Consider the following 4,110-nt stretch of genomic DNA (forward strand, 5'->3'; position numbering starts at 1 on the left):
CACACACTCTGTGATAACGTCATGATTGGCTCCGGTCGTCCACGGGTCTTCGGACCCATTGAGCTTCGAGCTCGTACATCGCTGGGCACGTCCCAGCCGGCTCGACCGGAGCCACCTTACACCGCCAGCGCTCCGCAGTCACCCGTACAACTCGTCGGTCTGAGGCGGAGCCTCGTTAGACATAATGGTCGCTGCTGACTGAGCACCGGAGCGGCCCGTCCCGAGTATGAGCACAGTAGCGCCTTCTCTCACTGCCCGCACGTCACGGATCGGCGTAATCGAGCGGGGGACAGTCGGCGTAATGAGGCCACTTGGAATGGCGTAAGTCTTCCGTTCGGGGCTCGAGAAGGCGGTATTGAACGCCGTCAGCCGACGATTTCCGACCAGATGCTGCAGCTCTTCGTCGTACAGGAACGCTCGCCCGAGCGCCGGGCTCCAAACTACAGATGCATGGGCCGCCCCGCCGAGTTTTGCGGGATGAAGCCAACGAATTCGATTGGACGTCGAAGTTGCAGCAGGCGTGCCGCCTTCCGCCTCGGGTGTAGGCGATCGGAATTTCACCGCGCAACACAATGCACAACAACGCGTCCAGCCTACCACGTCCCTTGCGTTCTGCTGCGATGGTTTGGGGCGGCCCCCTCGAATGCCGGACACGGAGTAACGCTTAAACTTTGAGGTAGTCTTACGCGGACGACTTTCATGACGCACGTCGCGCTCATCGATGTCTAGCTTTGTGCATGGAGATTGCCGTCACGGCTATGCTACCTTCGCGCGTTGTAGGCACCGGGAAACGAATAGGCTGGAGAGCAGGATGCGTCAGACTGGAGATGCGCAAGCTGGCACTTGGTGGCCGACTCCGGCATGGACAATCGTCTCATGCGGTGTGCTCAGCGCACCGTGTGAGCGTGCCAGCGGACGGTGCGCCGGTGGCTGCCGGCGCACTCGTGTCCTCTGCGACTCGCGCAATCGGTCAATGACCGCGAACCAACTCTTCTAGGCCATGCAGACCGACGGGCGAAGTCGCCTGCCACGGCAACAACACAGCCCGCTTCGTATCCTCCTTCATCACGCGCTCGATAAATGGTACCTCGTAGCGCGCTCGTTCGGCGAGTGCCGGGTCGTGGGTGCCGCTTGCGAGCAGACTTTGGTCAATGACCCAGGCATACGGTTCAATCTGGGCTCGTCGGAGGTCGGCCTGCAGGCGCTCTGCCTCATGAACAGGTGTCGCCTCGGCGAGCGTCACGATAAGTACGCGCGTAAAATCGGGGTCGCGCAGACGTGGCAGAAGCTTGCGAACCGCTTCTGGCATTTCACCTTGGGTGCGCATGACTTCCCGATGGTAGGCCTGCGCTGAGTCCATCAGCAGGATGGTGTGTCCAGTCGGGGCCGTGTCAAGTATCACGAAAGAGTCCCGGGCCTCATCCACCGTTCGCGCGAATGCGCGAAAAATTGCTATCTCCTCGGTGCACGGCGACCGCAGGTCTTCCTCGAGCATCGCCTTCCCCGGGGCGTCGAGATGGGCACCGGCCTTGGCGAGAACCTCATCGCGATAGCGGTTGACCTCCAGTTCTGGGTCGATGCGCGTCACACTCAGACCTGGAAGGGATTCCTGCAGCGTCCACGCCACGTGCGCGGCCGGGTCCGTGGTTGAAAGCAGGACAGCATGGCCGCGCTGCGCCAGTTCAAGTGCTATCGCCGCAGCCACCGTCGTCTTGCCGACGCCACCCTTACCCATCGTCATGACAAGGCCGTGCCCAGCCCTCTCAAGGTCGTCAACGAGCGGCAACAGGCCCCCGGGCAACTCCACGCTCAATTGGCCATCCGTCCTGGGCGCGGCAATCTTCTCCGGGTGCAAGTACGCCTTCAACGCGGCCAGCCCAACCAATCCCCTGGGAATGAAGCCTGTTTCGCTTCGCGGAAGGGCTGCGAGACTCGGCGGCATTGCCTTTATAGCTACAGCCTGCTGTTCTTCCATCGCGCACGCGATGTCATCGTCAGAAGAGGCAGCCTTGAAAACACCATTGACGGCGAGCACAAGGTTTCGGACCCCGAGGTCGGCCAGTTCGATACGGGTTCGCTCCGCCTCACGGAATGCAGATGCCTCCGGTCGAGTTACCAGGACCATAGTAGTGCGGTCGTGGTTGGTCAGTTCGGCAACGGCCGAAGCGTACAGTTGCCTGCTTTGCTCAAGGCCTGCCAGAGGCCCCAGGCACGAATTGCCGGTTGTGTTCGTCGACAGAAAGTTGCTCCAGGCCGACGGCAGTGTCAGCAAACGCAACGTGTGCCCCGTGGGTGCGGTGTCGAAAATGATGTGGTCATACGCATTCGCGGTGGCACTACCGCCCAGCAGGTCGGCAAAGGCGTCGAACGCCGCTATCTCGACGGTGCAGCCACCGGAAAACTGTTCCTCCATGCTGCGAATTGCCGCATCGGGCAGCACGCCCCGATAAGGGCTGACCATGCGCTCGCGGTAGGCCGCCGCAGCGAGCTCCGGGTCGATGTTCAGCGCATGGAGGTTTGGAACCTGGGCAACTGGCGTCGGCCGCCCGGAAAGTTGAGTCTCGAGCACCTCATCGAGATTGGATGCCGGGTCGGTGCTGACAAGCAGCACGGTCTTACCATTTTCAGCCAGCTGCAGCGCTGTTGCGCAGGCGAGCGACGTCTTGCCGACGCCGCCCTTGCCGGTGAAAAAGAGATGGCGAGTTGTAACAAGAGGGAGTGTCATATCGATGCGCCGGTTAGCATTCGCCGGGCTTGCAACTGCAGGCTCCGGCCTTGATGTGCGGCTTCTCGGCGGTCGAAACCTTGAGCCCCAGTTTCTGAATCAGTTGGGCACGCGACGGATACACCCCGACGGAGATAATCCGACCATCCACCGTTACGATGGGCAGGCGGTCCATACCCGCATGCAGCTCCCGGACCACGTCCGGATTTGCCGCAAAGGCTGCCGCGTCGTGCCCGAGGCCGTTCCGAACGACTTCGACACCATGCTCAGCAAGCCAACGAACGTCAGCGCTGAACCGAACAAGCGTCGGGTCGACGTCGACGCCGCACACACCGGTCGCGCAGCACATGGCCGGCTCAAACACTTCAAGTTTGCTCATCGTTGCTCCCACGAATTCTGTCTTGTCGGGCCAGACTGCAGCCGCGTCCGCCCCGTCATGCTCGTCCCTCTGAAGGGCGAGTCGTTGACCTCGGTCAAGTCACAGACGATGGAGCGGCATTTCGCTGCATGAAAAGTCGAAACTCTCGCCAGTCGCCTCCAGGTGCTTCGTTGACTTGAGTCAAGGGAGGGGCGGTACTGACATGTAGCCTTTGTGCACGCGGTGACTGCGCACGCTCTGTCGCCGTGTCGCGCGTCCACAGGGAGGGGATATGAAAAAGCTTCTAGTTGCGTTGGCTGCCGGTATCGCGTTGACATCCCCGGTCCTGCAAGCTGCTTCGAAAGACACAGCTGCGTCGCAAACCAGTTCAAAAACGCAGCCCCCGAGCGCTGCTGAGTTCGACAAGAATCTGGCCCAACTGCAGGAGCAAATGAAGACAATGCAAGCGCAGATGGAACAGATTCGCAAAACTCAGGACCCTCAGGAACGCCAGAAGCTACTCCAGCAGCACTGGGCCACGATGCAAAACGCGATGACAATCATGCACGGGATGTGGGGCCCGGGGATGATGGGACATGGAATGGGTCCAGGCATGATGGGTGGCGCTGGGCCCGGGATGATGGGGGGCTGGGGCCATATGGGTGGCTACTACTCACACCTGACGCCGGAGCAACTGCGGCAGCGCCAATACATGACTGACCAATACCTGCGGATGCAGCAGGAGATGATGAACAACATGATGTTGCAGCAGCAATACCGGATGGGGCCACCGCCTGCCGGTTCACAGTAGACATGCTGAAGAACCGAATACCGACGACGTCCCAGCCTTAAAGGCTCGACAACTACAGGAGCGGACATGAGCGGCATATCCGACTACAAAGACCTCACAGGCGCCGTGTCGGCTCAGATGCGAGCGATGCGCGCGTCTCAGCGAGTTCGTCGACGAGCGTCGCGATCATGACGTCGAGGTCGGCGATCTCGTCGTGCAACTCCAGATAGCGACGTC

The 4,110-nt window shown here is 61.0% G+C and carries 3 protein-coding genes; 1 reads left to right on the forward strand and 2 read right to left on the reverse strand.

Annotated features, from left to right (window positions below; all coding sequences use genetic code 11):
- Window positions 1-970: 970 nt before the first annotated feature.
- Together arsA and arsD are read right to left on the reverse strand one after the other, a co-directional pair.
- The gene (gene arsA, locus AWB81_RS40890) at window positions 971-2,725 is read right to left on the reverse strand and encodes an arsenical pump-driving ATPase (protein ID WP_062644118.1); all 1,755 of its coding nucleotides are present in this window, start codon (window positions 2,723-2,725) and stop codon (window positions 971-973) included.
- A gap of 13 nt (window positions 2,726-2,738) precedes the next feature.
- Complete coding sequence (gene arsD / locus AWB81_RS40895) at window positions 2,739-3,104, reverse strand: arsenite efflux transporter metallochaperone ArsD (RefSeq protein WP_062644120.1); 366 nt, start codon at window positions 3,102-3,104, stop codon at window positions 2,739-2,741.
- A 271-nt stretch (window positions 3,105-3,375) separates the two neighbouring features.
- On the opposite strand from arsD, the gene AWB81_RS40900 reads away from it, so the two are divergent.
- Window positions 3,376-3,894 (forward strand): hypothetical protein, encoded by a 519-nt coding sequence (locus AWB81_RS40900; RefSeq protein ID WP_062644122.1) that lies wholly within the window; start codon window positions 3,376-3,378, stop codon window positions 3,892-3,894.
- Window positions 3,895-4,110 lie beyond the last annotated feature (216 nt).

Origin of the sequence: Caballeronia arationis (genome assembly GCF_001544975.2) — a bacterium.
Taxonomy (GTDB): Bacteria; Pseudomonadota; Gammaproteobacteria; order Burkholderiales; family Burkholderiaceae; genus Caballeronia; species Caballeronia arationis.